The sequence below is a fragment of the Flavobacterium tibetense genome, assembly GCF_003293845.1.
Taxonomy (GTDB): domain Bacteria; phylum Bacteroidota; class Bacteroidia; order Flavobacteriales; family Flavobacteriaceae; genus Flavobacterium; species Flavobacterium tibetense.
This window is the reverse complement of sequence record NZ_QLST01000004.1, coordinates 85903-112032: the sequence shown is the minus strand read 5'-3', so window position 1 is coordinate 112032 and position 26130 is coordinate 85903. Positions and strand designations below refer to the sequence as shown.

Sequence of the window (26130 nt, the reverse complement as noted above, 5' to 3'; positions counted from 1 at the left end):
AGTTTTTGTTTAGAAGTTTAAAAGTTTAAATTCCGAAACTTCGGGATAAAAGTTTAAATGGCTTTTAACAATATAATTTTGCGCTATTTTTTGTAAATTTGTAGAAAACCCAACAATTGAGTACTACATCATTAATAAAATGCAGTTCCTGCGGAACATTTAATCGAAATTTGGATTACTGTTCCAATTGCGGCGCATTGATTAACCCCGAACTTCTTCGAAAAAAAAGCGTTGAAAAAAGAAAGAAAGCGTTCAGTGAACAGTTAAAAAAAGAACATCTTGAAACTAAAAGCACTTTTTTTTACAAGTTGCTTCATCACCGTTTTTGGTTGGTTCGCATTTTAGCTTCAGCACTATATTCGGTTTGGATTGTAATTATGGCTATTGGGAGCTTTTTAGCTTGGTTGGCCGCAGCTATTTCAGCCTAATGAAAAAACAAAAGAATTATTCCTTTTTGATTTTTATAACTTTGGTATTGAGTGCCGCAACAGTATATTTCCTTCAAAAAAACAAAATAATCTTACCAAAACTGATAAACAATCACTTTAACGATTTGGTTGCACTTCCAATTGTACTTAGCATTTGTTTATGGAGCATTAGAAAAATTCACAACAACCCGAAATTCCAATTATCATTTTTACAATGCCTAATGATGGTGCTTTTTTACATTGTATTTTTTGAGGTTTATTTGCCAAAAGTCAACACACGTTACACAGCAGATGCTATTGATGGTGGGTTGTATTTAATTGGCGGATTATTGTTTTACTGGTGGCAACGAAGAACTTATTAGAAAACCATCTTGATTTTTTATTTCTCTTTTTGCAAAAATGAAATGGAAAACCCGTTCATAAATATTTTTAATGGTAGTCATAAAATTAATTAATTAATATTTTTTTAACATTTAAATTTAATAAATAGTATTTTTGAAAGCTAACCCTAAAATTTTTTTATGAAAAAATTAAAATTATTACTCGCTTTCTTACTTTGTATTAACTTTATCTATTCTCAGGACTACGTTGATATTGTAAAGCTTTCTGTAAATAACACTACCTTAGGTAATATTGAGGACGATTACGAAACTAGTGTTAACAACACCAACTTTGAATTGTATTATCCGAAACAACTTTCTGAAAAATTTGTTCTTCTTATGGGTTTAACTGCCGAAAACACAAGATTAAATTTAGCAGAAAACGCTGAAAGAACAAGCTTGACCATGACGCGATTGAATTTAGGATTTAAATACCAACATTCAGAAAAATGGTCTGGAACATATGTTTTACTTCCAAAAATTGCTTCTGATTTTGACAACATTGGTTCAAACGATTTTCAAATTGGTGCTTTAGCGATTCTTGATTACCAATACAACGAATCGTCTAAAATTAAGTTTGGTTTGTATAGCTCTACAGAAAACCATGGTGCTACCTTAACTCCGATTGTTGGTTTATGGCACCGTTCAAAAGACAGTAAGTTTTACATCAATGCTACTTTACCAATTCGAATGGATGCTAATTATGCACTTACTAAAAACTTCAGCGTTGGATCTGATTTATTAACATCAATTAAATCTTATAATTTATCGGAATTTAATTCAAATGCTTATGTTCAAGAAGAATCTATTCGTTTTGCTTTTTATGCAGCATTGGGTTTAATGGAAAATTCGATTATTTTGAGAGGAAAGATTGGTTTTGACACTACTGATTATGGGGTTTTTGACAGTAACGAAAAAGTTGGCGTTCAAGTGTTAACATTCCCTTTAAGTACTGACAAAAGAACTCGATTCAACTCAGAATTTGATTCAGCCTTGTATTTAGGTTTTGATGCCATTTACCGATTTGATTTGACGAAAGCTAAAAAAGATGAATAAACAATAAGGGAGCTGAAAAGCTCCTTTTTTTATGCCTTGAAAAATATGTTTTGAGAGAAATCTGTAGACTTGTTAAAAACTACAAATGAAATATTTTAAAAAACTAACTTTAATTGGCTTAATTATTTCTTTCTACTTTATTCAAGTTTCTTACAACGGAAGACCAAGCGAATCATTAGGAAGTGGATTAAATAATTTTATATCAGAAGGCTATTTTTTTGATACATATTTAATCTACATTGCTGTTAATTTGTTATTTATCTTTTGGTTTTTAAAATCCGAAAAAAGATATTCTCTGTTATTTATTATAATTCCAATGCTAATTTGGTATTATTGGAAGACTATATATGAAGGAATTATTGATATAAATTTGTATTTAAAAAGCTCTATACCTTATCTTTTTTTCTGTTTTGTATCATTATTTATTGGAATCTATAAACCAAAAGAATAATCTACAACAACTTACCTTCTTCTCTTTCGTAAAACTCGTCAATAGATAATTTCTCTTGTTGGGAAGCCATAACCGCTAACTCATCGCAACGTTCGTTTTGTGGATGACTGTTGTGTCCTTTTACCCATTGAAAATCGACTTGGTGTTGGCGGTATATTTTTAGGAAACGAATCCATAAATCAGGATTTTTCTTGGCTTTGAAGTTGATTTTTTCCCACTGAAATACCCAGCGTTTTTCTACTGCATCCACCACATATTTGGAATCGGAAACGACTAAAACCTTTGTCTTTGGGTTTTTTAATTTTTCCAAACCTACAATCACCGCTAATAATTCCATTCGGTTATTGGTTGATAATCTAAAACCTTCGAAAAATTCTTTTTTATACGGAGTTCCAACCATTTCCATGACTACGCCATAGCCAGCCGGACCAGGATTCCCCTTGGCGGCACCGTCTGTATATATGTGGACTTCGTGAGACAAGTAAAAAGGGATTTAGATATTAGGGATTAGTTTTTCTATTATTTCTGGAAAATAGCGCTGTTCCAATTCATGAACCTTTTGTGCAATTTCTTCTGGTGATTTGCAATCTTCAATATTTACGGCTTTTTGGAAAATGAACTCGCCTTCATCGTAATGTTCGTTTACATAATGAATAGTAATTCCAGTTTCTTTTTCCTTGTTTTCCAAAACTGCTTGATGCACATGGTTACCGTACATTCCTTTTCCTCCATATTTTGGCAATAACGCTGGGTGAATATTAATCACTTTTGGATATTCTTTCAAGATGAATTCAGGAAATTTTAGTAAAAATCCAGCTAAAACAATCAAATCAGGTTGAAACCGATGTAATTCATGTAAGACAAATCCTGCGTTTAATTCCGATTTAGGAAAAACCACCACTGGTATTTGATGGTTTTTTGCCTTTTCAACTACTTTGGCATTAGAATTGTTTGAAAAAACCGCGACTACCGTTCCTTGATTCGAATTTTTAAAATATTGTATGATATTTTCGGCATTAGAGCCATTACCAGAAGCAAAAATCGCTATCTTTTTCATTAGTATCAGAATAATTACAGTACAAAAAAAAGAATAATTATTGGTAAAAAATAGAAAAAAGACGTCTTTATGAATTATTTTTTTTATTTTCGTAGTCACATTTAGTAACAATAATGTTGTTTTAAAATAAAGTTTTTTATTTTTGCCAACAAATTAAATTAAAAATTAAAGATTATGTCAGACATTGCATCAAGAGTAAAAGCGATTATCGTAGACAAATTAGGTGTTGACGAAAACGAAGTTGTAACAGAGGCTAGCTTCACTAACGATTTAGGAGCTGATTCATTAGACACTGTTGAGCTAATTATGGAATTCGAAAAAGAATTTGATATTCAAATTCCAGATGATCAAGCGGAAAACATTGCTACTGTAGGTCAAGCTATTTCTTACATCGAAGAGGCTAAGAAATAATATCTAATGCATCCATGAGGTTCGCTTCATGGATGTTTTATTATTTTAATGTACTGAAGTCTTTTTAAGATTTAAACATTGATTGTATTACAATCATCACTTATAAAATATGTAATACCCATTGTTTCTTTTAGTTTTCATTAAAAGCACTTTGGGTTTTTTTATATAACATAAAATTCTAGTCTATGCAATTAAAACGTGTTGTAGTTACAGGTCTTGGAGCCTTAACGCCTATTGGAAATACCCTTCAAGAATATTGGGACGGTTTAAAAAACGGTAAAAGTGGTGCTGCCCCTATTACTTACTACGATACTGAAAAGCACAAAACTAAATTTGCTTGCGAAATCAAAAACTTCAATGTAGAAGATTTCATCGACAAAAAAGAAGTTCGTAGAATGGATAAATTTGCTCAATATGCCATTGTAGCAAGTGATGAAGCAATTAAAGATGCTGGAATTTCATTAGAAAATGTGGACAAACACCGCGTAGGAGTAATTTGGGGTGCTGGTATTGGAGGTTTACAAACCTTCCAAGATGAAGTAATGAATTACGCAGCTGGTGATGGAACGCCACGTTTTAATCCATTCTTTATCCCAAAAATGATTGCTGATATTGCTCCAGGACACATTTCAATGCGAAATGGTTTTATGGGACCAAATTATACTACAGTTTCTGCATGTGCTTCTTCTGCGAATGCATTGGTAGATGCTTTCAATTACATTCGTTTAGGTATGTGTGATGTTGTTGTTTCTGGAGGTTCTGAAGCAGCAGTTACTATTGCTGGAATGGGCGGATTCAACTCCATGCAAGCTTTATCAACAAGAAATGAAACACCGGAAACCGCTTCAAGACCATTCGACGCTACACGTGACGGATTTGTTTTAGGTGAAGGTGCTGGCGCTTTGGTTTTAGAAGAATACGAACACGCGATTGCTCGTGGTGCAAAAATTTACTGTGAAGTTGGTGGTGGTGGTTTATCTTCGGATGCGTATCACTTAACGGCTCCACACCCAGAAGGAATTGGCGTTATTGCCGTAATGCAAAACTGTTTGCGTGATGCTGGGTTAAAACCAGAAGACGTAGATCACATCAATACACACGGAACATCAACGCCACTTGGTGATGTTGCCGAATTAAAAGCAATTAGTCATGTTTTTGGTGCACACGCAAAAAACATCAACATTAATTCAACTAAATCGATGACGGGTCACTTATTAGGTGCTGCTGGTGCTATTGAGGCAATTGCTTCTATTTTAGCTATGCAACACAGTTTAGTGCCGCCAACGATTAACCATACTACGGTAGACGAAAACATTGACCCATCATTAAACTTAACTTTAAATCATGCGCAAAAACGTGAAATTAAAGTAGCCATGAGTAATACTTTTGGATTTGGTGGTCATAATGCTTGTGTTTTATTCAAAAAATTTGAGAACTAAGATTGCATGCGTCGCCTATTTAAAAAAATAACAAAAAATTCCCGCTCTGAAGAAGACGGGATTTTTTTTGATAAACTTTACAAAATACTTGGTTTTAAACCTACCGAATTAAAATATTACAAAAAAGCGTTCACGCATCGTTCTTCCAACAAATTAGACGAAAAAGGCAATCCCTTTAATTATGAACGTTTGGAATTTTTGGGTGATGCCATGCTAGGAAGTGTAATTGCAGCACATATTTACAATGAAGTTCCTACGGGTGATGAAGGTTATTTAACCAAAATGCGTTCAAAAATTGTAAGTAGAGAACATTTGAACGAATTGGGTAGAGATTTAAACCTCATCCAATTTCTAGAAAGCAAAGTGAATCCGCAGCATTTTGGAGAAAACATCTTCGGGAATATTTTCGAAGCTTTTATTGGTGCTATTTATCTCGACAAAGGCTTTATCTATTGTGAAAAATTCATTCATAAAAAAGTAATTGAACCCTATGTTGATATTCCAAAATTGGAAGGAAAAGTAATCAGCTACAAAAGTTTGGTTATTGAATGGTGTCAGAAGGAGAAAAAATCATTTTTGTTTGATATTTTCGAAGACAATGGCATGGAAAATCAGAAATATTTTGGTGTAAAATTAGTGATTGACGGGAAAATAATTGCTAAAGGTCGTGCCACTTCCAAGAAAAAAGCCGAAGAAAAAGCAGCCCAACGCGCTTACTTTGCCTTACAAGAAAAAATGGATAAAAAATCCTAGTTTACTAAAAGGTTTCGGCTGCTAAAAATTCGTTAACTTCTACTTTTGGAATGCTAAAACATATTTAAAGTAGTATCTTTGTCGCAAATAAAATCTGCAATGGCAATTCATAAAATTCAAATAGATGATTTTGATTCAGCTAATTATGAAGTAGTTGCTATTCATGCTTCCATTGAAGATTATCGATTGGCTTATTTTTTGAACCAAACTTTCGGTATTCAATTAAGCAAATGCGACCATCCTATCGAATTGAAGAATAAAGAAGGAAAAAGTAACTTCCAATTGTTTGTATACGATGACGAGTTGCAAGATGTTTGCTGGAGTTTAATTGAGAATCAATCCGTGGTAAGCGAAGAAAATGAAGCTGTTGTTGGAATTTTCGATGCTATTGAAACCCGTTCGTTTTTATTGCCCGAAGTCAAAAAAGCCGATTTTATTTTGAAAATTGAAAACATCGATTCGCAGTTCAATGCCGTGCAATTGGCTCAAAAAATAAGTGAAATAGCCTTTGTAACTACTGCATATCCAATTGAAATCGAAAACTTTAAATCTAAAAACAATTTAATTTTTTAATTAAAATGCCAACAAATAAAAAAACGAAAATAGTTGCCACATTAGGACCAGCTTGTAGCACAAAAGAAGTAATCAAAGACATGATTGATGCTGGTGTAAATGTATTCCGTATCAACTTTTCACACGCCGATTATACCGATGTTAAACAACGCATCGACACCATTAGAGAACTGAATGAAGAATTTGGTTACACCACTTCCATTTTAGCTGATTTACAAGGACCAAAATTACGTGTTGGGGTAATGAAAGAAGATATCATGGTAAACAAAGGTGATATCATCACATTTACTACCGCCGAAGACGTTTTGGGAACTGCTTCTCGTGTATACATGAACTATAAAGAATTTCCAAAAGATGTAAATGCTGGTGAAAGAATCTTATTGGACGACGGGAAATTGATTTTCGAAGTAATCAAAACCGATAAAAACACCGAAGTAGAAGCAAGAGTAATTCAAGGCGGTCCATTGAAGTCTAAAAAAGGAGTGAATTTACCTAACACCAAAGTTTCACTTCCTGCTTTAACAGAAAAAGACATTAAAGATGCTTTGTTTGCTATTGAAAGTAAAGTGGATTGGATTGCATTATCATTCGTAAGAACATCAAAAGACTTAGAAGATTTACAAGATTTGATTAACAAACATTCGGATCATAAAATTCCAATTATTGCCAAAATTGAAAAACCAGAAGCAGTAGAAAATATCGATAAAATTGTAGCTTTTTGCGACGGTTTAATGGTAGCTCGTGGCGATTTAGGTGTAGAAATTCCAGCGGAACAAGTACCGTTAATTCAGAAAAAATTGATTCACAGAGCCAAAACCGCTCGAATTCCAGTAATTGTGGCGACGCAAATGATGGAAACGATGATTACCAGCTTAACACCAACAAGAGCCGAAGTAAACGACGTTGCCAACTCGGTAATGGATGGCGCTGATGCGGTAATGCTTTCAGGAGAAACTTCAGTAGGAAATTATCCGGTGCAAGTAATTGAAACCATGACGAAAATTATCGAAAGCGTAGAAGATTCGCCGTTAATTAAAGTCCCACAAAGTGCGCCACATATTAGAACCAAGCGTTTTGTTACGAAAAACATTTGTTATCACGCAGCAATTATGGCTGATGATATCAATGCCAAAGCTATTACAACATTAACGAATTCTGGTTACACGGCATTCCAAATTTCGGCATGGCGACCAAAATCACATATTTTAGTATTTACTTCTAACAAACGTATTTTAACGCAATTGAACTTGCTTTGGGGTGTTCGTGCTTTCTATTATGACAAGTTTGTAAGTACCGATGATACTGTAGACGACATCAACCAAATTTGCCAAGAAAAAGGCTATGTAAAACAAGGCGATATGCTAATTAACCTAGCCGCGATGCCCATTGTAGCAAAAGGAATGGTAAATACGCTTCGTGTTTCTGAAATAGAGTGAAATTTTTAAATAATTGTTCTTAGCTAAACCTAAAAAAAATTAATTTTAATATATTTGCATAATCTTTCAAATTGGAATCAAAATGAGTAAATTACCAAACGCTCCACTTGTTGAAGTAGTATTTGAATTAAGATGGGATATAAATTCAAAAAATGATTTGATTGACTTCCAATATCTTCATGGTGATTTATACTCTATGATTAAAGAATCATTTCCTATAAGAGAAAATTTAATACCACCTGATATACCGTTCGAGGCATTAAGATCCATCCCCGTTTTTAGGTTTAGGAAAAATCATAATTCTTATCCTTTAATTCAAATTGGACCAGGTGTTATTTCATTTAACACTATTGATGAATTTTACATATGGGAAAACTTTAGAGATGAGGTAAATTCATTAATTGATAATATAAACAAAATATATCCAAAGTTTGAAAACTTATCAAAAAAAACCAGTTTGATTTATGTTGATTTTATAAAGTTAGACAACTCAATTAATAATTCTATTGATTTTATAAATAATAATTTTAATATTAATATTTCTTCTAATATTTTACCTAATTACGTTGAAAAGAAACTTGACGAAGTAAACTACACATTTAATTATAAAATTGAAAATAATTCATTATCTTTAAATATTGCAAATGGTAAATTAAATGACGACAACCAAGGATTGATTTTGCAAACAAAAGTAAATAGTTTAGTTTCAAATTTAAATATTTCAGATTTAAAAAAATGGTTAAATGAATCTCACGATTTGAGCAGTGACACTTTTAAATCAATAATCAAAAAAGAGTTGTACGACACTTTTAAATAATTACGTTATGCCTATCTTCCAAATATCTGATGCCGAAATAAAATCTTTCAACGAGTTAAGAAACAACCATGAAAGATATGCAGTAATTTCTACTATTACAAAAGATGATATCTTTAAAAAAAATAATTTTACAGAAGATGTATATGTTGCATTTAAAAATATTGATACAATCACTACAATTAAAAAAAGTCAAGCCTTTGAAAGATCAATATACACTTGGAATGAAGTTAATTTTGATAATTTTGATATTACTTCCAAATTACAAAAATCTAAAAGTTTTAAAATTTTAGCAAGAGTAAAAAAAGTATCTAAATTCAATCCTAAAATTGATTTATTGTAAATTATGGAGTTTAATTGGTATAAATCAATATCAAATTCAAATATAATTGAACAAGGGGATTTAATACCAAATTGTCCAATAATTGTCCCGCCAATAACAATTGAAGAAAATGGAGAATATGATGTTGAAGTAATTCAAATTAATTCAATTATTTTATCGCAATCATGCGATTTACTAAATAATAAGATTGAGATTGTATTGGTTTGTCCCATATTGACATTAACTGATTTTAAAACCAATCTACCAGAATCCGAACAAGGCAGTAAAGCATTCAGAAAACATGTTGAGAATTTAAAAAAAGGGCATCTACCTGGATACCATATACTAAACAAAGATGATAATCTTGAAATCAAGGATTATTTAGTTGTAGATTTTCGGAATGTTTATGGTATAAATATCAATAATTTAAAATCAATAGCTTTAAATCTGGGCGACAGAGTAAGACTTAACCCTCCATATAGAGAACATTTATCTCAAGCTTTTGCTCGATATTTTATGCGAGTTGGTCTACCTCAAGATTTGATAATTGAAGGAATATGAAATCCATTGTTTAGTTTTTTCAGCTTAAATTTTCACTCTAATAAAACTCAAACTGCAATTGCACCGAAACACTTTTTTGCTTGGGAGCTTCCTTAGTTTTTTCTTGGTTGTTCAAATTGTTTAGTGATAAACCCAACAAACGAACTGAGTTTTTCAAACGCTCTTGATACAGCAATTCTTTGGCAACATCAATGATTAAATTCTTATCGGAGATGTAATACGGCAAAGTTTTACTTCGGGTTTGCAGTGAAAAATCGGAGTATTTGAGTTTTAGTGTGATTGTTTTTCCTGCTATTTTGCTTTTTTGTAATCGTTTTTCTAATTCGTTAGCAATGCTGATAATTTTCTCTTCCAAAAATACTTCCGAAGACAAATTTTCAAAAAAAGTACGTTCCGCACCCACCGATTTCACTGTTCGATTGGGTTTTACCGCACTGTTGTGAATGCCGCGACTGATTTGGTAGTAGTATTGGGCACTATTCCCAAAATGTTTTTCTAAAAATTCCAATGGTTTTTGCTTCAAATCATATCCTGTAAAAATGCCTAATTGGTACATTTTTTCGGCAGTAACTTTTCCAATTCCGTAGAATTTTTTAATATCCAATTGTTCCAAAAACGCCCCAACTTCTTCTGGATTTACCGTTTTTTGTCCGTTAGGTTTGTTATAATCGGAAGCGATTTTGGCCACAAATTTATTTACCGAAATCCCTGCCGAAGCCGTTAAACCCACTTCCTCAAAAATACGTTTTCTGATTTCTTGCGCTAAAATTGTGGCACTTGGAACGTTTTTCTTGTTTTCAGTAACATCCAAATACGCTTCATCTAACGAAAGTGGCTCGACCAAATCTGTATATTCGAAGAAAATTTTCCTGATTTTTCGTGAAATTTCTTTGTAACGGTCAAATCGTGGTGGCACAAATAAAATTTCCGGACATAATTTTTTAGCTTGCACGCCACTCATCGCACTACGAACACCAAACTTTCGAGCTTCATAACTCGCCGCTGAAACCACACCACGAATTTCACTTCCACCAACAGCCAACGGTTTCCCTCTCAACAACGGATTATCCATTTGCTCCACAGAAGCATAAAACGCATCCATGTCGATATGAATAATTTTACGATGTGAAATGGATTCGGTCATGATACAAAGTTAGTTATTTTGGGAATTGAATGATTTTGGATTTTCAGATATTTGTTTTGCCACAAAGACACTAAGACGCAAAGATTTTGTTTGAAGTTTTAGAACGCGACTGACACGGATTTAAGCTGATTTTTTATGCTCGCAAAGACGCTAAGTCGCAAAAGATTTTTTTAATTTCTTCAATCTGTGTTCCTGAAAAAGAAAAAAGATGTTAGAAAATAGAAGTTAGACTTTAAATTTTTGATTATTATTGAATTTTGAAATTGAACTTGTTCTTGAAATTGAACTTGATTTTTGAACTTGCCCTTGAATTTGTTTACCTTTGAATAAAACTTTTCCATGATTGAAATTGAACGTAAATTTTTAGTCACCTCAACAGCTTTTTTAGATGAATTTCGTACCAAAAACCGAATTGTACAAGGCTATTTGTCTTCGGTTCCAGAACGAACGGTTCGTGTGCGCATCAAAGGAGATAAAGGCTTTTTAACTATCAAAGGAAAAAGTTCGGATTCAGGCATGAGTCGGATGGAATGGGAAAAAGAAATTGCCTTGGAAGAAGCCGAACAACTGTTGCTTTTGTGCGAAGCCGGTGTAATTGATAAAATTCGCTATGAAATTCCGGTTGGAAAACATTTGTATGAAGTTGATGTTTTTTCAGGGGAAAATGAAGGATTAATTCTAGCAGAAATTGAACTAGAATCAGAAAATGAAACTTTTGAAAACCCGAATTGGCTAGGAATGGAAGTAACCAATGATACTCGTTATTACAACGCCTATTTGAGTCAAAAACCTTTTAAAACTTGGTAAAATGAGATACTTTTTAACTTTTTTTGGAATCTTTATGATTTTGGCATGTTCCAATTCCAAAACGGCTACTACGAAAACTAGTGCGGAAAAACCGAAACCGACTACTAAACACGAAATTTTTGAATACAAAGAAGGCGACACCACTTATGTAATGCAAAAATATTTTTTGGTTTTATTGAAAAAAGGAAGTAATCGCACCCAAGATGCAACAACTGCTGCCGAAATTCAAAAACAGCACATGGAACATTTAACTTGGTTAGACAAATTAGGAAAAGTAAGTGTTGTTGGTCCAAGTCAAGGACATGAAACCGTTGCTGGTTTTGTTTTGTTTAATACAGAAACCTTACAAGAAGCCGATAGCTTAGCTAAACTAGATCCAGCCGTAAAAGCAGGACGATTAGAGGTTGAAACTATTCCGTGGTGGGCAGCTAAAGGAAGTAAATTGAAATAGAAAAGCTATTGGTTTACTAAAATTCTAAAAAAACACTTCGACTTCGCTCAGTGTGACAATTTAGAACTTCAAAATAAACCAATAGCTTTTAAAATTATTTTGTTTTCTTAACGTATTGGGTTAAGATTACGATATGTTGGTTTTCTACTCTACCTTCGATTTGCTCGGCGTTGTCCCAAACCAATTTGATATTATGAACCGCAGCTCCGCGTTTTGCAGTAAAATTAGCTCCTTTTACATCCAAATCTTTAATCAACACTACCGAATCACCATCTTGTAAGATATTACCATTACTATCTTTGTGAATGATTTTACCTTCTTCCTCTTCGCCTTCGCCAGTAGCTTTTGCCCATTCCAAAGCTTCTTCATCTAAATACATCATCTCTAGCAAATCGTTGTTTTTCAAACGGGCTAACATGCGCCAAGACAAAATTTGAACAGGTAAATGCTCGCTCCACATACTTTCAGACAAACTTCTCCAATCGTTTTCGTTTGTAGTTTCTGGATTTTCAACTTGGTCTTTTAAGTTTTTGGTCAATAAAACCGAATGTTCTACACTTTCAGTTGTAAATGGTGGCAAGGTATAAACTACTAAATCATATTCGGCACCACTAATTTCGCAAACGGAATTGCTTCTGTCTTTTAATTTTTTTTCTATTATGCTCATGCTTATAAATTAAAACTTACTCCAACAGAGAAGTTAAATTGGTTATTAAAATTTTGATATCCTGTCGGGTCGTTCTCATAAGTAGCAATTGGAAATTGAACTTCAGAATAGACTCCAATTCCATCTGTGAAAAAATAACGTATTCCTGCATGTGCTCCAAAATTTCTAACACCAATATCTAGTCCTGGATAAAAATCAAATTTTTCCTCTATATCAAAAATATCCGCAATATGCGCACTAAATCTTCCTCTGATATCAAATCGGTCTTCAAATTTTGGGCTACTATAAACTAAATCTTTTACACCTAACAAATAAGTAGCTTGAAAACCAACTGACATGTTTTTACCTAAACCAAAATCGGTTGTTGCGGTAATTCCATTGGCATATTCTTGAAAAATGGCTCCTACTTGAAATTTGGTGTCACCTTTTCCTTTAAAAACTTGCGCTTGACCAAAAAAACCTGACAATACTACTAAGGCTAATACTATATTTCTCATTTTTTTTATGTTTAATTTATGAGGCAAAGATACAATTTATGAATTAATTGCGTCCGTTTTCATCTGGATACAAATCGGGTAAGGCGTCACTTTGGAAGTATTCTTTGGTATCTACGTTCATTAGGGTTAATTTCCCATGAAAAGCAGCTCCAGTATCTACATTCCAAATACAAGCTTTTTGAATAGGAACCTTTTCTCCAATTCGAGTTACTGGTGTATGACCAATGTAAATTTCATCATACAACTTGAAGCGATTGGGATAAAAATCATCCGTTATTTTTAAATTGGGATTTAATGACAAAGCGGTTTCCCACAACGTTCTATCCCAATAATACATAGCTTCAAAATATTCGAATTCCACACCTTTTACATTGGTAAAACCCGCATGAATAAATAGTCTATTTTGACTGTCGATGTAATAATTCTGCAATTCGTTATCTAAAAAATTGATGTGGCGCTTTTTGGTAACTTTATCCACATTGGCATAGGCTTTAATAGTAGATTCACCACCGTGTTTGTACCATTCTTCATGATAGGAATTGGTTTTCAAATATTTCGAAAGCAACTCATCATGATTTCCTCTAATGAAAACACAATTTTGTTTAGTTTGTAAGTCCATTAAAAAATCAATAACGGCAGCCGATTCGCTCCAACCGTCCACATAATCACCTAAAAAAATCAACTGATCTCCAATTTGTACTTGAGCTTTCGTTAAAATTTGTTGTAAGGCTCTTAATCCGCCGTGAATGTCTCCAATTACAAATGTTTTAGTCTTTGTCATATTTCATTTTTCTTAAAACGCGCATAGCTTCTTTAAAAGCTACATACGGTTCTTGATTTTCCAATTGTTTTAAATGCGGTTTGGCATCAATTAATTTTTGTTTGGCTTCCTGAAAACCATTCAAATAACAAATCATTAAAGTGGCTGGTAAATTTTCAATCTCTTTTTGATTCAAAATTCCGCTAATTCCTTGTTTTTCCAAACGCTTGAGCAAAGATAAGCTAGAATTATAAATATGATGCAACATTTTTCGGTTGTATTGTGGCGGTTCAAAGAGCATTTCGGTTTCCATTTTGTAATACCCGTTGTCAAAAAATGTGATGGTCAACTGTTCTAAAGGATAATAAGAAGTTTTATCATTAATTCCCAATGGAATATACTCAGTTATTACAAAAGTGCTATCGGTGAAGTCAATGGTAACATCGTCCATAGCAGAATAAAACAATTTTACTTGTTCGTTTACCAATTCAATATCCACTCTGGAATAAAACGTTTTTTCACGGATTTTCTTCTTAATTCCAGCCCAACAAACCACAAATAATTCTTTAAAAACTTTATGTTTGGCATTCAAATCTTTGTGCTTGTTTAGCATAAAATCTAAAACACCATCAAGCGTGTGTTCAATGCTATTTCTCGAATTATTTTCGATACTAATAACAATTTCGATATTGCTTTTTGAAAATTGAATTTTATCTTCCGTTGGTATAGAATTACTTCCGCGTCTAACAAAATAGGAATTTGCTGTTGTAGTATGAATTCCTTTTTTGAAATATGAAACTTTACTTTTGGGACGAATGGTTACCAATCCAATAACCCTATCTTTTGGTAAATGCGGAAAAGGAATGTTTTCATATTGAATTTTTGGTGGATTTTCCAAAAAAGCGTTGACTAAATTTTGAATGCGACTATCATCAAAAAAGTCTACTCCAACCATTTCATTCGTTTCATCTTCTACACCAATTACAATATAAGAATTATTAGCAGGATTGGAATTAGAAAGGGCACAAATGTGTTTTAAAAACTTTGCTTTTCCTTCTTTCGAATGTAAATTCAATTGCCGCTTCTTATCATAAAAACTGTTCTCATCATTGTGAGCTAATAGATTTTTAATAAGAAGGCGTTTATTAATCATAACTTACCGCAATTGTGTAAAACAACATGAATTGACTATGAATATCGTTAAAAAAATAGGTCTTTACAAATTTTTTCTTAAAAGTATAAAACTAAATCATAAATAAGTCCCAAAATCAACTATTTTTGCCGTTTTTTAACGCTATATTAACACCGAAATCTTAAATAAATTTTCAATTTTGAAAAGTTGAATATTTTTATAAAATTTGACCCAAATAAATACTAAAATGGAAGAAACCACAACAACACTAGACATTAGAGCAATTAATGAGAAGATTGAAAGAGAAAGCGCTTTTGTTGATCTTTTAACCATGGAAATGAACAAAGTAATTGTTGGTCAAAAACACATGATTGAACGATTACTAATCGGCCTTTTAGGTCAAGGCCATATCTTATTAGAAGGTGTTCCTGGTTTAGCTAAAACCCTAGCTATTAATACATTATCTCAGGCGGTTCACGGTTCATTTAGCCGAATTCAATTCACACCTGATTTACTTCCTGCAGATGTAGTAGGAACCATGATTTACAACATCAAAGCCAATGACTTCTCGATAAAGAAAGGACCAATTTTCGCTAATTTCGTACTTGCCGATGAAATTAACCGTGCGCCAGCCAAAGTACAATCGGCTTTACTTGAAGCAATGCAGGAAAAGCAAGTTACTATTGGAGATGAAACCTTTAAATTGGACAAACCTTTCTTAGTAATGGCAACGCAAAACCCTGTAGAACAAGAAGGAACGTATCCGTTACCAGAAGCGCAGGTCGATCGTTTTATGCTAAAAACCGTTATTGATTATCCAAAAATGGAAGACGAAAGAATGGTTATTCGTCAAAATTTAGCAGGAAAACATGAAAAAGTAAACGCAGTGGTTTCGGTAGAGCAAATTTTGAGAGCGCAAGAAGCCGTTCGTGAAGTGTATATGGATGAAAAAATTGAAAAATACATTTTAGATATTATTTTCGCTACGCGTTATCCAGAAAAATACAAATTAGAAAGTCTTAAACCGTTAATCAGTTTTGGTGCATCGCCTCGTGGAAGTATCAACTTGGCAACTGCTGCTAAATGTTATGCTTTCATCAAACGTAGAGGTTATGTAATTCCAGAAGATGTTCGTGCTGTTGTTCACGATGTATTGCGTCACAGAATTGGAATAACTTATGAAGCCGAAGCCGAGAATGTAACATCTGTTGACATCATCAACAAAATTGTAAACGAAGTAGAAGTGCCTTAATTTAGTTAACAGTATTCAGTCTCAGTTAGCAGTTGACTCTGTAAAATCACTGCGACTGCCAACTGCGACTGCCAACTAATAAAAATGGATACCAAAGAAATACTAAAAAAAGTTCGTAAAATAGAAATCAAAACCCGAAGATTGAGTGATCATATCTTTTCGGGCGAATACCATACGTCTTTTAAAGGTCGCGGAATGACGTTTTCTGAAGTACGCCAATACCAATACGGAGACGATATTCGTGCGATTGATTGGAATGTAACCGCACGCTACAACGAACCTTACGTAAAAGTATTCGAAGAAGAGCGCGAACTCACCATGATGTTAATGGTAGATATTTCAGGTTCGGAAAGTTTTGGAACAAAAAACCAACTGAAAAGTGAAGTGGTTACCGAAATTGCCGCCACTTTAGCGTTTTCTTCCACCCAAAATAATGATAAAGTTGGATTGATTCTATTTTCAGATGCTATCGAATTGTATATTCCACCGAAAAAAGGAAAATCGCACGTGTTGCGAATTATTCGTGAGTTGATTGAATTTCAACCCAAAAGCAAAAAAACCGATTTGGCACAAGCTTTGAAATTTCTTTCTAGCGTAATGAAGAAAAAAGCTATCGTGTTTTTGATTTCGGATTTTATGACTTCCAACTACGAACATACGTTAAAAATTGCGGCTAAAAAACACGATGTTACAGGAATTCGTGTATTTGATCCACGTGAAGCTTCATTGCCAAATATTGGTTTGGTAAACATGCTAGATGCAGAAACAGGTCAAACCCTTTTGGTGGATACTACTTCCAAAAAAACACGATTGGAATACGAAAAATTCTATCACGAAAACGTGAAATATTTCACCGAAACCTTTTCAAAATCAGGTGCAGGAAGTTTGAGTTCGAGAGTAGATGAAAGTTATGTAACCAAACTTTTGGGGTATTTTAAAGCGAGAAATTAAGATTAAGAATATAGAAGTTAGAAATTAGACAATTCAATCAACTTCAAATTAATTAAGAAGAAATGAACACTAGTAAAAGAAATATTTATAGCAATTGGATGAAAACATTTTTTGTTTTTTTCCTGTTTTCGAGCATTTCTTTTTCCCAATCGATAACGTCTTCTGTAGATTCAACGGCTATTAAAATTGGTTCGCAATTTCATTTGACCATAAAAGCCAATGTTTCTAAAAAAGACAAAGTAGTTTTCCCTGACGGTCCGTTTTTTGGTCAATTAGAAGTTTTAGAATCCTATCCAATTGATACCATCGCAAAAGAAGATAAATTAGAGTTAATCAAAAAATACGGCTTAACCCAATTCGATTCAGGTCGTTATGTAATTCCAAAATTAGTAGTCTTAATCAACAACCAATCCGTTAAAACCGATTCGTTTGCTGTTGTAGTAAATCCAGTAATTGTGGATACTTTAAAGCAACAAATGTATGACATCAAGTCTATAATTGAAGCTGAGAAACCCATGGATTGGTGGTGGTTGTACTTGATTTTGTTTTTACTTGGATTAATCGCTTTAGGTTTTGGGTTGTATTATTTTATCAAAAAGCGCCAAACCAAAAAGAACGAAGCCGAAGCCATTCTATTTGCATCGCCTATCGAAAAAGCATTAATGCAGTTACAAAATTTAGAGAAAAAAGAACTTTGGCAAAAAGGAGAAACCAAAACCTACTATTCTGAATTAACCGATATTGCTAGAAATTACATAGAAGAAGCCACTGAAGTTCCGGCAATGGAAAGTACTTCTAACGAATTGTATGACGCGATGAAAATAGCCATTCGTCAGAAAAAAATCAAATTAAGTAATTCTGATTTAGAAAATTTCAAAAAAGTATTATCCAATGCCGATTTAGTAAAATTTGCCAAATCGAAACCACTGGATTTCGAAATTCAAAACGACAAAAAAAGCATTGATACCTTCTTGATTTCCTTAGATAAAGCCATTCCAAGAAGCGAAGAAGAAACCGAAAATCTTTTCGCCGAAGAAATGAAACGCAAAAAAGAGAAAAAACAAAAACTACAACGCATTTTAATTCCGGCTTCGGCTGTTGGATTTATTCTTTTATTAGTTGGTGTTTTCTTTGGCGTTACCAAAGGTGTTGATTACGTAAGAGAAAATTGGCTAGGTCATACCGCAGAATCGCTATTGAAAGAAGAATGGATTACTTCTGATTACGGTGATCCAGCAATTTCTATTGCAACTCCAAAAGTATTGAAACGCGTCATTGACGAACGCATACAAAACAATTTGCCACCCAATATCAAATCGGCAAGTATGTTTGCTTATGGAAGTGTTTTGGATAATTTTTCTATTGTTTTAAAAACAACAGCACTGAAAGACACGACTTCTATTGATTTAGAAATGACTTTGGAATCTGATTTAAAACAACTTCAAGCAATGGGCGCTCAAAACATCACTGTAAAAGTAGATGATTACGAAGACCCAAAAGGCTTAACTGGAAAAAGAGCTTACGGAACATTCACCGCTTTGAATCCGTTGAAGAACGAACAAATTCAAATGGGTTACGAAATTTTAGTTTTCGCACAACCTTCAGGCGCACAAGAATTGTTCTTGATTTATAGAGAAGACGACAAATTTGCTCGTGAAGTAATGGATCGGGTTTTGGCATCTGTTGAACTTAAAAAAGCCGCACAATGATGACAAATATAAGTTTTCTTCATCCCGAGTTTTTTTGGTTGTTTTTGGCTTTGCCACTAGCCATTGGCTGGTATTTTTACAAACGTAAAGAGCAATCGCCAACGTTGAAAATGAGTTCGCTAACGCCTTTCGGCAATCAAACTTCATTGGTAGCAAAATTGAAACCATTACTTTTTGTGTTGCGCTTATTGGCTTTGAGTAGCATCATTGTTGCATTAGCCCGACCAAGAACGGTTGATGTTTCTGCCAAATCAAGAGTTACCAAAGGTATCGATATTGTAATGGCAATCGACGTTTCAGGAAGTATGCTAGCCAAAGATTTAAAACCTAACCGATTAGAAGCATTAAAACGCGTAGCCGCCACTTTTGTAGAAGATAGAATCAACGACCGAATTGGATTGGTAGTTTATGCAGGTGAAAGTTATACACGAACACCAGTAACTTCAGATAAAACCGTGGTTTTGCAATCGTTAAAAACCATAGAATACGACGATACTATAATTGCTGATGGAACAGCAATTGGCGTTGGTTTGGCAACAGCAATTAACCGTTTACGCGATAGTAAAGCCAAAAGCAGAATCATTATTTTGTTAACCGATGGTGTGAATAATTCAGGAACTATCGACCCAAGAATGGCTTCTGATATTGCGGAACAATACGGCATCAAAGTGTATACCATTGGTATTGGAACAAATGGTGTAGCGCCGTTTCCAATTGGAAAAAAGAATGGCGAATTTGTATACCAAAATATGCCAGTGGAAATCGATGAAAAATTGATGCGAGAAATTGCGAAAACTACCAATGGTAAATATTTTAGAGCCACAAGTAATAAGAAATTGGAAGAAATCTACGAAGAAATCAACCAATTAGAAACCACTGAAATCGAAGAACAAAAATATTTCAATTACGACGAAAAATTCAAACCGTTAGTATTATTGGCGATGTTGCTTTTAGCTATCGAAATGCTATTGAAAAACACCGTATTTAGAAGTTTTATTTAAAAGCTATGTATCTATTAGAAGAACCAAAATATTTGTATTTACTACTACTAATTCCCATTTTAGTAGCGCTTTTTCTTGTCCAAATGCTTTGGAAAAAGAAAAAACAAAAAGAATTTGGCGATTTAGCATTGGTACAAAAATTGAGTCCAGAAAAATCGGTTTTTAAGCCTGTTTTGAAGTTTGGTACCTTACTTTTGGCTTTGATTGCTTTGATTTTTGCTTTGGTCAACCCAAAAATTGGTACCAAAATGGAAACCGTAAAACGTCAAGGAATTGATATCGTGTTTGCGCTTGATATTTCAAAAAGTATGCTAGCAGAAGATGTTGCTCCTAACCGATTGGATAAGTCCAAACAAATTATTTCCCAAATCATCAACAATTTAGGAAACGATAGAATTGGAATAGTAGGTTATGCCGGAAGCGCTTATCCCGTTTTACCGATGACGACAGATTATAGTATTGCCAAAATGTACTTGCAAAATATGAATACCAATATGGTTTCATCGCAAGGAACGGCTTTGAATGATGCAGTGAATTTGGCAACCAAATATTTCGATGCGGTTGATACCAGTAAGCTAATTATTTTGGTTTCTGATGGCGAAGATCATAGCGAAGGACAATCGGAAGCGATTAATTTAGCGATTGAAAAAGGTATAAAAATCATCACTATTGGCGTTGGAACCGAAAAAGGTGGACCAATACCAATCAAAGCCGATAACAACGTAATTGCAGGTTATAAAAAAGACAGCAACGGTGAAACCGTTATTACCAAATTAAATCCAAGTTTGTTAACCGAAATCGCAGAAAGCACAAAAGCAGGTTATATTGATGGAACTTCAACTAAAGTCGTACTTGAACAAATCAAAAACGCTTTAGATAACATAGAAAAAACAGAATTTGAAACCCAACAAATAGCCGAATACCAAACGCAATACCAATGGTTTATAGGTTTTGCCTTTTTGTTGTTATTATTAGATGTTTTCTTTTTAGAACGCAAAACGGCTTGGTTACAAAAGTTGAATTTATTTAATGAGAAAAAGTAAGATGAAGAGGATTATATTGATAGCATTACTTGGAATTTCGTCCTTTCTTTCCGCCCAAAAGAAAGACAAAAACTTGTATGAAGGCACGCAAGAATTTGGCAGTAAAAATTACATTAATTCGGAAGCTAATTTTCGTGTTTCTCAATCTAAAAATGAAGAAAAAAGAGCGGTTGCTAATTACAATTTGGGAACTAGTATTTACCGCCAAAATCAACCAGGTGAAGCCAAATTCAAATTTTTTAATGCTATAGAAAGCGCTAAAACCAAAGAAGAAAAGCACAAAGCCTATCACAATTTGGGCAACACCTTTATGTTGGAAGAAAATTATCAAGCGGCTGTTGATGCTTACAAAAATGCATTACGAAACAATCCATATGATGAGGAAACGCGTTACAATTATGCATTGGCAAAGCAAAAATTAAAAGAAAATCCGCCAAAAAACAATCAAGACAACAAGGATAAGGACAAAGATAAAGACCAAAATCAGAATCAAAACCAAGACAATCAGGACGATAAAAAGGACAAAAAAGACAACGGAAAAGACAAAGACAAAAAAGATTCTGATCAAGGCGATAAAGACGATAACAAAAACCAAGGCGACAACAAAGAAGATAAAAACGAGGACAACAAAGACGACAAACAAAGTCAGAATCCAAAACCTTCTGGAGCCAACAAACAACAAATTGAAAGTATCTTAGACGCTGTAAACAATGCGGAAAAGAACATTCAAGACAAAATAAACGCCAAAAAAGTAAAAGCACAACCCAAAACAAACGATAAAGATTGGTAATTTGAAAATGAAAAAGCTAGTACTGTTATTTACCATTTTTCTGCACACACTTTTAGCCGCTCAAGATGTTAAGTTTGAAGCAAAAGTGAGTAAAAACTCGTTGGGATTAAACGAAAATTTACAAGTAAGTTTTGCTATCAACCAAGATGGTGATCACTTTTCGCCGCCTGATTTTGAAGGTTTCCGTTTGGTGGGTGGTCCGTTTCAGTCTACGAGTTATTCTTGGGTAAATGGAGTAAAATCATTCAATAGAAGTTTTACTTATATTTTACAACCTACTAGAAAAGGAACGTTTACCATTAAATCGGCGAGCATTGAATTTAATAACGAAATTTACAAAACAACGCCAATAAAAATTACAGTAACCGATGCCATTCAACAACCAAAAGACCCAAATAGTCCAGATTATAAAGCTGGTGAAGGCATTCATTTGGTAGCCGAAGTTTCCAAAGGAAATCCGTATATGAACGAACCTTTAACTGTAGTTTACAAATTGTATTTCGATCCAAGATTCATTGTTAGAAATGTGCGAGAAGTGGCTAATCCAAAATATAATGGTTTTTGGAGTCAGCATATTGATATTAAAAAATTAGAAGCCGTTGCTGGAACTTATAACGGACAAGATTATGCGATGGTGGTTTGGCGAAAAGTAATTTTATATCCTTTAGAAGCGGGAAATAAGCCATTGGAACCACTTTCTATTCATTTAGATGTAGATGTTCCTACAAGAAAACGAATCGGTTTCATGGAAACTACTAGTTATTCCACAACTCAAAAAACCGTTTCAGCTGGAGCCAAATCCATCAATGTAAAACCATTACCAGAAAAAGGCAAGCCAGAGAGTTTTACTGGAGCCGTTGGTACTTTCGATTTCAGTGTGAAAGCTTCTAAAACGCAATTAAAAGCAGGCGAATCTTTGGATTTAGTAGTAACCGCATCAGGAAATGGCAATTTGAAGTTATTCCAATTACCAAAACCAGAATTTCCAAATGCATTTGAAGTTTTTGATCCGCAGCACAAAGAAGAAGTCAATACGCCATTAACGGGAATGACTGGAAAAATTTCAGATACCTATACCATTATTCCGCAATTCAAAGGAAAGTATACCATCAAACCACAAACATTTGCCTATTTTGATTTGAGTTCCAATTCATACAAAACCATTACTTCTGAACCAATTGAAATTACGGTTTTGGAAGGAAATGCAGTAGCTGGTTCCAATCAAAATGACAACAAAAAACCAGTAGTTAAAAACGATACTTTCCAATACATTAAGCTGACTTCGTATTTAACGCCAATAAACAAAACGCCATTTTTTGGTTCCAATTTGTTCTACGGATTATTAGTCGCGCCATTCTTGTTGTTACCCATCATTATTTTGGCAAGAAAGAAAAAAGAAGCCAGAGATGCTGATGAATTTGGAAACCGCGTGAGAAGAAATACCAAATTAGCGAAGAAATTCTTAGCCGATGCGAAAAAACAAATGGGCAACAAAGTACCGTTTTATTTGGCAATGGAAAAAGCGTTACACAATTTCTTGAAAGCCAAATTACACATTGAAACTTCCGAAATGAGTAAAGAAAATATTCAAGAATTGTTGTTGAACAAAAAAGCTACGGAAGCTACGGTTGGGCAATTTATTTCCTTAATGAACGATTGCGAATTTGCGCGCTACACGCCATCATCAGAAGTAGCCATGCAACAAGATTATAACAAAGCCGTTGAAGTGATTTCAGAACTTGAAAAACAAATTGTTTAATTCGAAACAAAGAACAAAATGAAATTTATAGTATATTTTTTCCTTCTTTTTTCCTCATTCGTTTGGGCAGATGAACCTGCGCCGAATGTTAATGACATTTTCGAATTAGCAAATGAAAAGTATCGCAATGGCGATTATGCTGCTGCTGTTGAAGGTTATGAATCTTTGGTGACCAATTTTGAACGCGAATCTTCAGATTTATACTTCAACATTGGAAATTGTTACTACAAATTAGGCAAAATTGCCCCTGCGATTTACTATTTCGAAAAAGCGTTATTACTCAATCCCAATGACGAAGCTATTCAAACCAATTTATCTTTTGCGCAAAAAAGAGCCATTGATGACATAAAAGAAATTCCAGAAATTGGATTTGGGCAAATGGTGTTTTCTTTCACCAAAATGGCTTCGGTGGATACTTGGGCTTGGATAGCGATTTTTGGTGGTTTTGGTTTTTTATTGAGTTTTATTATTTACTATTTCGGACAAACCACTTTATTGAAGCGTAGTTTTTTCATTGGTATGTTTGCGTTTTTGATAGTATTATTTGTTGCTGTTTTAGCTGCAATTATCCAAAAAGAAATGGAAGCTAAAATTCGTCCTGCGATTGTATTTGCAGAAGAAGTTGCCGTAAAAACCGAACCCAGAACCAATGCCGAAACCGCATTTGAACTTCACGAAGGCACCAAAGTTTTCGTGCTAGAAACCGTAGCCAACTGGCAACAAATCCAACTCACCGACAAAACCCAAGGCTGGATTGAAAAAGAAGCGATTAAGGAGTTGAAGTAAGTCTTCAGTGAGCAGGTTTTAGTGTTCAGTGGATTGTTTTGAGGTTTTTAAGAAATATTTGATTATTTGATAAACGTAACTAAGTAGCACTAATACATCCGATTTGGGGAGTATTGGCGAGTAAATGTATCGTATATAAACAAGTTACAGGATATTGTACCAAAACTGTGCGTTAAAAAAACAATCTAAAAATGACAATATCTGAAATAATTACAAAACTATCTCACGTAATAGTAGACACTAAAGTAGAATTATCTCCAAAAGAGCATTTAGAAATCTTAACCAAACTGACTAATAGTTTATTCGGTGAATAGTTTTAATTCAGTTTCTTGGAAACAAACTTCATCCCATTTATTAGTATTTTCATTATAATATTTACATCTATAAATACTTGGGTCTTTATATCTATCAGCAACTTGTTTAATAGTTGGGTTTTTTGGAGGACAATTATCAATAATTGACATTTTAAATTTATCTGTAGTTTTATGAACTACTATATCTCCCACTTTAAATTTTTGTTCAATTTCAGCCATAATAAAATAATTTTACCAAATATAATAAAAGAATGGAATACCTAATCATAGCAATTTTATTAATTGTCTTATTTTTAGTAACTTTGCATAAAAATAGAACTAAAATGGAAACTTTGTTAAATAAGATGTCTGACTTTGTTATACTATATTGCCAAAATAAAGGGGTAAGTATAAATCCATTGAAACTACAAAAATTACTTTACTACATTCAGTCTTGGCATATCACAAAATTTGAAAAGGACATACTTTTTGAAACTATGCCTGAAGCTTGGGTAAACGGTCCTGTATATAGACCTATATATGATAAATATAAAGCAAGTTTCTTCAGAAATGAGAATTTTCCAAATAGTTTAGATGAGGAAATCTTGTCACAAAAATTATCTGAAAAATTAAAAAGTCTAAATTTATCAGAAGATAAGCATAAATTAATTTTTGCAGTTTTAGATGCTTATGGTACATTAAGTGACGAAAGACTTGTTTTGATGACTCACAGCGAAGAACCTTGGAATGAAGCAAGACAAGGATTGTCTCCAATCGAAAGGTCTGAGAGAAAAATTTCAGAAAACAGTATTTTTGAATACTATAATAGAAGAATAGCGGAAAAATCAAATGCTTGACGAAATACACCAACAAATAAAGGACTTAACAGAATTTGATGGTATAGATTTAAAAGTAAAACACGGTGATGAAATACTCCCTGTAATTGAAAAATCTTCACTTTTCATTTCTTATGACTATCTATTAAACGATGATTCAGAGTTTTCTTTTAATAGTGAAAATTTTTATGAAAAACATAGTGAATTTCATGATAATAGAACTGATTATCAAATTTACTTTGATAAGGTAAAAAGTATATGTTCAACAAGATTTGACACAGTAAAACAAGATACGTTTAATTTTAAAGTTGTTTCATTGAATAAAAACTTTAGAGAAGTCTTGAAAAATGTTTATGATGTTAGTGGTTTTAAGGCTGAACAAACACCTGCATTTATAGAAATACTTTTATATACTAATAAAAAAACTAACAGAGCTCCAAGGGTTTTTGGATTTTTAGGAAATGCTAATGTCATCTACATACTGTTTTATGACCCTTTTCATAAAATATTCGACGCAACTAAGCCGAAATTATAACAACATCCTGTAACAGCGGTTTTGCAAGATGGCTAC

General features: G+C 33.4%; 31 protein-coding genes. 23 read left to right on the top strand and 8 right to left on the bottom strand.

The features are described from left to right. Positions 1 to 427 precede the first annotated feature (427 nt). The 3 genes from DPN68_RS04540 to DPN68_RS04530 all read left to right on the top strand — a co-directional run bounded on the left by DPN68_RS04540 (position 428) and on the right by DPN68_RS04530 (position 2315). Positions 428 to 790, top strand: coding sequence for a hypothetical protein (locus tag DPN68_RS04540; RefSeq protein ID WP_113988465.1), 363 nt, complete (start codon positions 428 to 430; stop codon positions 788 to 790). Positions 791 to 949: 159 nt separating this feature from the next. Continuing rightward, on the top strand, positions 950 to 1864 hold the full coding sequence (locus DPN68_RS04535) for a DUF6268 family outer membrane beta-barrel protein (protein ID WP_113988464.1): 915 nt from the start codon (positions 950 to 952) through the stop codon (positions 1862 to 1864). Positions 1865 to 1949: 85 nt separating this feature from the next. After that, a complete protein-coding gene (locus DPN68_RS04530; RefSeq protein ID WP_113988463.1) occupies positions 1950 to 2315 on the top strand; it encodes a hypothetical protein in 366 nt (121 codons plus the stop codon). Between the two features lies 1 nt (position 2316). Here DPN68_RS04530 and rnhA read toward each other — a convergent pair whose 3' ends face one another. Then, a complete protein-coding gene (gene rnhA, locus DPN68_RS04525) occupies positions 2317 to 2796 on the bottom strand; it encodes a ribonuclease HI (RefSeq protein WP_113988462.1) in 480 nt (159 codons plus the stop codon). A 12-nt stretch (positions 2797 to 2808) separates the two neighbouring features. Beyond that, a complete protein-coding gene (gene purN / locus DPN68_RS04520; protein ID WP_113988461.1) occupies positions 2809 to 3372 on the bottom strand; it encodes a phosphoribosylglycinamide formyltransferase in 564 nt (187 codons plus the stop codon). Between the two features lie 174 nt (positions 3373 to 3546). On the opposite strand from purN, the gene DPN68_RS04515 reads away from it, so the two are divergent. The 8 genes from DPN68_RS04515 to DPN68_RS04480 all read left to right on the top strand — a co-directional run bounded on the left by DPN68_RS04515 (position 3547) and on the right by DPN68_RS04480 (position 9681). Continuing rightward, on the top strand, positions 3547 to 3783 hold the full coding sequence (locus DPN68_RS04515) for an acyl carrier protein (protein ID WP_007137004.1): 237 nt from the start codon (positions 3547 to 3549) through the stop codon (positions 3781 to 3783). A gap of 185 nt (positions 3784 to 3968) precedes the next feature. After that, complete coding sequence (gene fabF, locus DPN68_RS04510; RefSeq protein WP_113988460.1) at positions 3969 to 5222, top strand: beta-ketoacyl-ACP synthase II; 1254 nt, start codon at positions 3969 to 3971, stop codon at positions 5220 to 5222. A 6-nt stretch (positions 5223 to 5228) separates the two neighbouring features. Next, positions 5229 to 5975: a ribonuclease III gene (gene rnc / locus DPN68_RS04505; protein ID WP_113988459.1), complete on the top strand. Its 747-nt coding sequence runs from the start codon at positions 5229 to 5231 to the stop codon at positions 5973 to 5975. A gap of 99 nt (positions 5976 to 6074) precedes the next feature. Beyond that, positions 6075 to 6548 carry an IPExxxVDY family protein gene (locus DPN68_RS04500; protein WP_113988458.1) on the top strand — a complete coding sequence of 158 codons (474 nt, stop codon included), beginning with the start codon at positions 6075 to 6077 and terminating at the stop codon, positions 6546 to 6548. A gap of 5 nt (positions 6549 to 6553) precedes the next feature. Then, positions 6554 to 7984: a pyruvate kinase gene (pyk, locus tag DPN68_RS04495; protein ID WP_113988457.1), complete on the top strand. Its 1431-nt coding sequence runs from the start codon at positions 6554 to 6556 to the stop codon at positions 7982 to 7984. A gap of 82 nt (positions 7985 to 8066) precedes the next feature. Next, positions 8067 to 8801 carry a TIGR04255 family protein gene (locus DPN68_RS04490; RefSeq protein ID WP_113988456.1) on the top strand — a complete coding sequence of 245 codons (735 nt, stop codon included), beginning with the start codon at positions 8067 to 8069 and terminating at the stop codon, positions 8799 to 8801. 7 nt (positions 8802 to 8808) lie between these two features. Then, complete coding sequence (locus tag DPN68_RS04485) at positions 8809 to 9141, top strand: hypothetical protein (RefSeq protein WP_113988455.1); 333 nt, start codon at positions 8809 to 8811, stop codon at positions 9139 to 9141. Between the two features lie 3 nt (positions 9142 to 9144). Beyond that, positions 9145 to 9681 carry a hypothetical protein gene (locus DPN68_RS04480; protein ID WP_113988454.1) on the top strand — a complete coding sequence of 179 codons (537 nt, stop codon included), beginning with the start codon at positions 9145 to 9147 and terminating at the stop codon, positions 9679 to 9681. 37 nt (positions 9682 to 9718) lie between these two features. Here the strand turns inward: DPN68_RS04480 and dinB are convergent, their stop codons facing one another. Then, positions 9719 to 10825, bottom strand: a complete 1107-nt coding sequence (gene dinB / locus DPN68_RS04475) for a DNA polymerase IV (protein WP_113988453.1) — start codon at positions 10823 to 10825, stop codon at positions 9719 to 9721. Between the two features lie 339 nt (positions 10826 to 11164). Between dinB and DPN68_RS04470 the strand changes: the two genes are divergently transcribed. Beyond that, the gene (locus DPN68_RS04470) at positions 11165 to 11632 is read left to right on the top strand and encodes a CYTH domain-containing protein (protein ID WP_113988452.1); all 468 of its coding nucleotides are present in this window, start codon (positions 11165 to 11167) and stop codon (positions 11630 to 11632) included. 1 nt (position 11633) lies between these two features. Continuing rightward, the gene (locus tag DPN68_RS04465; protein ID WP_113988451.1) at positions 11634 to 12083 is read left to right on the top strand and encodes a YciI family protein; all 450 of its coding nucleotides are present in this window, start codon (positions 11634 to 11636) and stop codon (positions 12081 to 12083) included. Between the two features lie 94 nt (positions 12084 to 12177). Here the strand turns inward: DPN68_RS04465 and DPN68_RS04460 are convergent, their stop codons facing one another. The 4 genes from DPN68_RS04460 to DPN68_RS04445 are packed head-to-tail and all read right to left on the bottom strand — an operon-like array spanning position 12178 to position 15160. Beyond that, complete coding sequence (locus DPN68_RS04460) at positions 12178 to 12750, bottom strand: PhnA domain-containing protein (RefSeq protein WP_113988450.1); 573 nt, start codon at positions 12748 to 12750, stop codon at positions 12178 to 12180. A 2-nt stretch (positions 12751 to 12752) separates the two neighbouring features. Then, positions 12753 to 13247: a DUF6646 family protein gene (locus DPN68_RS04455; RefSeq protein WP_113988449.1), complete on the bottom strand. Its 495-nt coding sequence runs from the start codon at positions 13245 to 13247 to the stop codon at positions 12753 to 12755. A 43-nt stretch (positions 13248 to 13290) separates the two neighbouring features. Next, a complete protein-coding gene (locus DPN68_RS04450; protein ID WP_113988448.1) occupies positions 13291 to 14028 on the bottom strand; it encodes a metallophosphoesterase in 738 nt (245 codons plus the stop codon). Continuing rightward, positions 14015 to 15160 (bottom strand): ATP-binding protein, encoded by a 1146-nt coding sequence (locus DPN68_RS04445; protein ID WP_113988447.1) that lies wholly within the window; start codon positions 15158 to 15160, stop codon positions 14015 to 14017. Before DPN68_RS04445 ends, DPN68_RS04450 begins: the two co-directional genes overlap by 14 nt. A gap of 226 nt (positions 15161 to 15386) precedes the next feature. On the opposite strand from DPN68_RS04445, the gene DPN68_RS04440 reads away from it, so the two are divergent. The 8 genes from DPN68_RS04440 (at position 15387) to DPN68_RS04405 (ending at position 24430) form a co-directional block, all read left to right on the top strand. Then, on the top strand, positions 15387 to 16391 hold the full coding sequence (locus tag DPN68_RS04440) for an AAA family ATPase (RefSeq protein ID WP_113988446.1): 1005 nt from the start codon (positions 15387 to 15389) through the stop codon (positions 16389 to 16391). A gap of 84 nt (positions 16392 to 16475) precedes the next feature. Continuing rightward, a complete protein-coding gene (locus DPN68_RS04435) occupies positions 16476 to 17342 on the top strand; it encodes a DUF58 domain-containing protein (protein WP_113988445.1) in 867 nt (288 codons plus the stop codon). Positions 17343 to 17404: 62 nt separating this feature from the next. Further along, positions 17405 to 19051 (top strand): PH domain-containing protein, encoded by a 1647-nt coding sequence (locus DPN68_RS04430; protein ID WP_133256566.1) that lies wholly within the window; start codon positions 17405 to 17407, stop codon positions 19049 to 19051. After that, entirely contained in the window at positions 19051 to 20052 is a 1002-nt protein-coding gene (locus tag DPN68_RS04425; RefSeq protein WP_113988443.1) for a vWA domain-containing protein, read from the top strand. Before DPN68_RS04430 ends, DPN68_RS04425 begins: the two co-directional genes overlap by 1 nt. Positions 20053 to 20057: 5 nt before the next feature. Continuing rightward, positions 20058 to 21095, top strand: coding sequence for a VWA domain-containing protein (locus tag DPN68_RS04420; protein ID WP_113988442.1), 1038 nt, complete (start codon positions 20058 to 20060; stop codon positions 21093 to 21095). A gap of 1 nt (position 21096) precedes the next feature. Next, positions 21097 to 21885 (top strand): tetratricopeptide repeat protein, encoded by a 789-nt coding sequence (locus DPN68_RS04415; RefSeq protein ID WP_113988522.1) that lies wholly within the window; start codon positions 21097 to 21099, stop codon positions 21883 to 21885. A gap of 7 nt (positions 21886 to 21892) precedes the next feature. After that, the gene (locus DPN68_RS04410; protein WP_113988441.1) at positions 21893 to 23644 is read left to right on the top strand and encodes a BatD family protein; all 1752 of its coding nucleotides are present in this window, start codon (positions 21893 to 21895) and stop codon (positions 23642 to 23644) included. An 18-nt stretch (positions 23645 to 23662) separates the two neighbouring features. Continuing rightward, the gene (locus DPN68_RS04405) at positions 23663 to 24430 is read left to right on the top strand and encodes a tetratricopeptide repeat protein (protein WP_113988440.1); all 768 of its coding nucleotides are present in this window, start codon (positions 23663 to 23665) and stop codon (positions 24428 to 24430) included. 299 nt (positions 24431 to 24729) lie between these two features. On the opposite strand, the gene DPN68_RS04400 is transcribed toward DPN68_RS04405, so the two are convergent. After that, complete coding sequence (locus tag DPN68_RS04400; RefSeq protein WP_113988439.1) at positions 24730 to 24963, bottom strand: hypothetical protein; 234 nt, start codon at positions 24961 to 24963, stop codon at positions 24730 to 24732. A gap of 32 nt (positions 24964 to 24995) precedes the next feature. Between DPN68_RS04400 and DPN68_RS04395 the strand changes: the two genes are divergently transcribed. Together DPN68_RS04395 and DPN68_RS04390 are read left to right on the top strand one after the other, a co-directional pair. Further along, the gene (locus DPN68_RS04395) at positions 24996 to 25580 is read left to right on the top strand and encodes a Panacea domain-containing protein (protein WP_113988438.1); all 585 of its coding nucleotides are present in this window, start codon (positions 24996 to 24998) and stop codon (positions 25578 to 25580) included. Continuing rightward, positions 25573 to 26094, top strand: a complete 522-nt coding sequence (locus tag DPN68_RS04390; RefSeq protein ID WP_113988437.1) for a hypothetical protein — start codon at positions 25573 to 25575, stop codon at positions 26092 to 26094. The genes DPN68_RS04395 and DPN68_RS04390 overlap by 8 nt, the downstream gene beginning before the upstream one ends. Positions 26095 to 26130 lie beyond the last annotated feature (36 nt).